The 3023-nt window shown below is 64.3% G+C and carries 3 protein-coding genes and 1 pseudogene; 3 read left to right on the top strand and 1 reads right to left on the bottom strand.

The window, feature by feature from the left end:
- Positions 1-128: 128 nt before the first annotated feature.
- A pseudogene (locus tag ABZ194_RS30160) lies at positions 129-1579 on the bottom strand (IS3 family transposase).
- A gap of 77 nt (positions 1580-1656) precedes the next feature.
- Here ABZ194_RS30160 and ABZ194_RS30165 point away from each other — a divergent pair.
- The 3 genes from ABZ194_RS30165 (at position 1657) to ABZ194_RS30175 (ending at position 2950) form a co-directional block, all read left to right on the top strand.
- Positions 1657-2007, top strand: a complete 351-nt coding sequence (locus ABZ194_RS30165) for a hypothetical protein (protein WP_355600414.1) — start codon at positions 1657-1659, stop codon at positions 2005-2007.
- A 256-nt stretch (positions 2008-2263) separates the two neighbouring features.
- On the top strand, positions 2264-2425 hold the full coding sequence (locus ABZ194_RS30170; protein ID WP_355600415.1) for a hypothetical protein: 162 nt from the start codon (positions 2264-2266) through the stop codon (positions 2423-2425).
- Between the two features lie 210 nt (positions 2426-2635).
- Positions 2636-2950: a hypothetical protein gene (locus ABZ194_RS30175; RefSeq protein ID WP_355600416.1), complete on the top strand. Its 315-nt coding sequence runs from the start codon at positions 2636-2638 to the stop codon at positions 2948-2950.
- The last annotated feature ends 73 nt before the right edge of the window (positions 2951-3023 follow it).

Consider the following 3023-nt stretch of genomic DNA (forward strand, 5'->3'; position numbering starts at 1 on the left):
GCAGCGCCTCCAGACGATCCAGTTGCTTGGCGGTGAGCCTGCAGCCGGCTCCTGCGGCCCCCTTGGAGACCAGCGCGGCCTTACCGCCGCGTCTCGGAACTTGTCAAGCTCGGTGAGACACGGTTGCTTTAGATGTTCTGTGCCTGCTTCTCCCGTTTGCCTGGGTCGTTGATCCATGCCTTGATGGGGATCGTGGGTGGGGTGGGCTTCCTGCGGAACCGGCCCGGACTGGCCTGGTAGGCCGCTGCCAAGGCCGCGGCCCGCTGGGCGCGGATCTCGGCTGTGGTGCCGAAGTGCACCGAGGCCGGGGTGTGCAGTCCGATTCCCGAATGGCGGTGTTCGTGGTTGTAGTAGGTGAAGAACGCCTCGCAGAACGCCCGCGCGTCGTCGATGCCGCCGAACCGCTCGGGGAAGGCCGGACAGTACTTCAGTGTCTTGAACGCCGCCTCGCTGTAGGGGTTGTCGTTGGAGGTCCTCGGCCGCGAGTGTGAGCGGGTGATCTGCAGTTCGACCAGCAGCGCGGCCACGTCGTTGGACGTCATCGAGGTGCCCCGATCGGCGTGCACCACCCGGGGCGTGCCACCGTTGCGGGTCACGGTGGTGGCGATGAAGTCAGCGGCCAACTCGGCGCTTTCACGGTGCTCGACGCGCCAGCCGACCACGTAGCGGCTGTAGATGTCGAGCATCACGTAAAGGTCATAGGTGATGCCCGCAGCCGGCCCCTTGAGCTTGGTGATGTCCCAGGTGAACACCTGCCCGGAACCATCGGCGACCAGCTCGGGGATCGTCTTGGCCGGGTGGCGGGCCTGGGCGCGACGTTCGCGCACGCCGTCCTCGGCGCGCAGCAGCCGGTACATCGTGGAGATGCTGCACAGATAGACGCCCTCGTCCAGCAACGTCGCCCATACCTGCGGCGGCGCCTTGTCGATGAACCGGTAGGAGTTGAGCGTCTCCAGCACCTCATGCCGCTCGGCGCGTGACAACGCATTCGGCGGGGTGGGCCGCGGTGCGGGCGGGCCGGCCGGTCGAGGCCGGGGGTTGCGCCTCCGATACAGCGTGGCCTGTGAGATCCCGGTCAGCTCGCAGGCCCTCTTGGTGTTCAGCACCTGTTCCAGGGCGTCGAACGCCTCGGCGATCACTCGTTCGGCTTGCTCGGCCTCGAGGGCGCGTCCGTGTTCTCGGACAGCAGTTCCAAGAGCTCGTGCGCTTTTCCCAGGATCGCCAGTGCTTTCTTGGACTTGGCCAGCTCCGCGGCGAGTTTCTCATTCTCCCGCCGCAGCCGCTCGGCCTCTTTCTCGGCCGGGCTTTTGGCGTCTTTACGCACTGGCGGTTTGGCCTCCAGCGCCCGCAGCGCTCCATGATCGCGAGCCAGCCGCCAATCCAGGATGTGGGTGGAGTACAACCCTTCACGGCGCAGCAGCGCACCTTTGGCACCCGGCTCGGTCAGCGCGTCGTACTCGGCTACGATCCGCAGCTTGTATTCCGCGCTGAACCTGCGCCGCTTGGGCCGCTCGGTCCGTGGGCCTTCCGGCTCTGGCTCCGAACTCACGGTTACATCATCACGCACACCGACACCCAGGTCAGCAACAGTCAAGGTCACGATCGTTAATGGTCCTGTCTCGCCCTACTTACAGCTCAGAGGGGTACTTCCTCCCGATGTCTCACCTGAGCCTGCCAAGGAGGGGGGTCAATGACGAGATCTTCGGGTCGGGGAAGCGGGGCAGGCTCGTCCTCGATGGAGTAGACCTACAGGCACGGGAGCCGACCTTCCTCGACGAGGAGCAGAACACCGTCACTGCGCCCACGTACGCTGGCGGAGATCAAAACTCCGTCTCGCACCGGAGCGGCGAGCGCGCGAGGTCCGCTTCCCACATGAAGATCGACCGTTGCGCATCCGCATCCGCAGTGCCTGGTCACGACCGCCGAGGGGACCTGAGCCCGAAGTTCGTCGGCGCCGGGGAAGTCCTGGACGAGAAGGGCCAGGATCACGGCTTGTTCCTCGGTTGACAGGTGGCGCTCGCTGGTCGGCACCTCGCCAAAATACCGAACCAGGGATTTCCTCCAGACCGGGCGCCGCTGATCGTTTTCAGGCCGCGCAGCCGTACGCCACCGTGGGTGGTTCCACGCCGGAGTTCGCGGAATATACGCCGAACGACGTTGAGTGCCGCTTTGGACCCCGGGCGGGGGTTATGTCGGATCGGAGATCATCAGCCCGGTCTCGGCGATGAAGCCGTCCAGCAGGTCGGGCCGGTAGTGTATGGGTTTGAGCCGGTTCTTGATCAGAGCGATGAGCTCGTCGATGCCGCAGACGGTGACGCTGAACAGCTCGGAATCTCTGGAGCACCTCAGTATCGCCCACGCTCGCCGCGATCACGGCTACGACCACCAGCGGGTCCTCGACCTGTTCAATCCCGGATCGAAGTGATCACACCGACCAAATCACAAACTTGCCGGGGCACTGGGGAGCCGCGGGGAGTCATGGGAACACGGAAGGGCCCGCTGACCTGGAACGTGGTAGGTCAACGGGTCGTGCGCTGAAATCGTCCAAACTGGTAACAAAGCACCGGGGTTTTACCACTCTCGCGGCCTTGGTCGTGAAACGCCAGACTTACCTGGGATGTATTGGAGGAGACCGGTGATCAAGGAAGATCCGCGGCGGTCCAGGCCTGACCGGGTATGGCGCCACTGGCTGATGCTCGTTCCGGGTGTTGCTTTGATTCTCATAGTTGGAGTCCAGTTGGCCGGCCGCGACGACCCGGAGAAGACGAGTCGATCAGTCACCACGCCGGCCGAGGAGGAGGACACGTCGAACGCGAGGATCATCGAAAAGGATCAGCGCATTGATATTGACACCTTCGACGAGAAGGACAGTCCGTTGTGGCCGCTGATCGAGGAACTTCGAGATGCTGCCCGTCGGAACGACTCCACGGCTAGTGTCCTGCGCCGGTAATCCGTCGTTAGATCCTGTGTGAACTCTTCTTCCGGTGAGCCGGTGCGTCGTCGGGGTCCGAAGTTGGAGCCGT

The organism is Streptosporangium sp. NPDC006007, assembly GCF_040614315.1.
In the GTDB taxonomy this organism is placed as follows: domain Bacteria; phylum Actinomycetota; class Actinomycetes; order Streptosporangiales; family Streptosporangiaceae; genus Streptosporangium.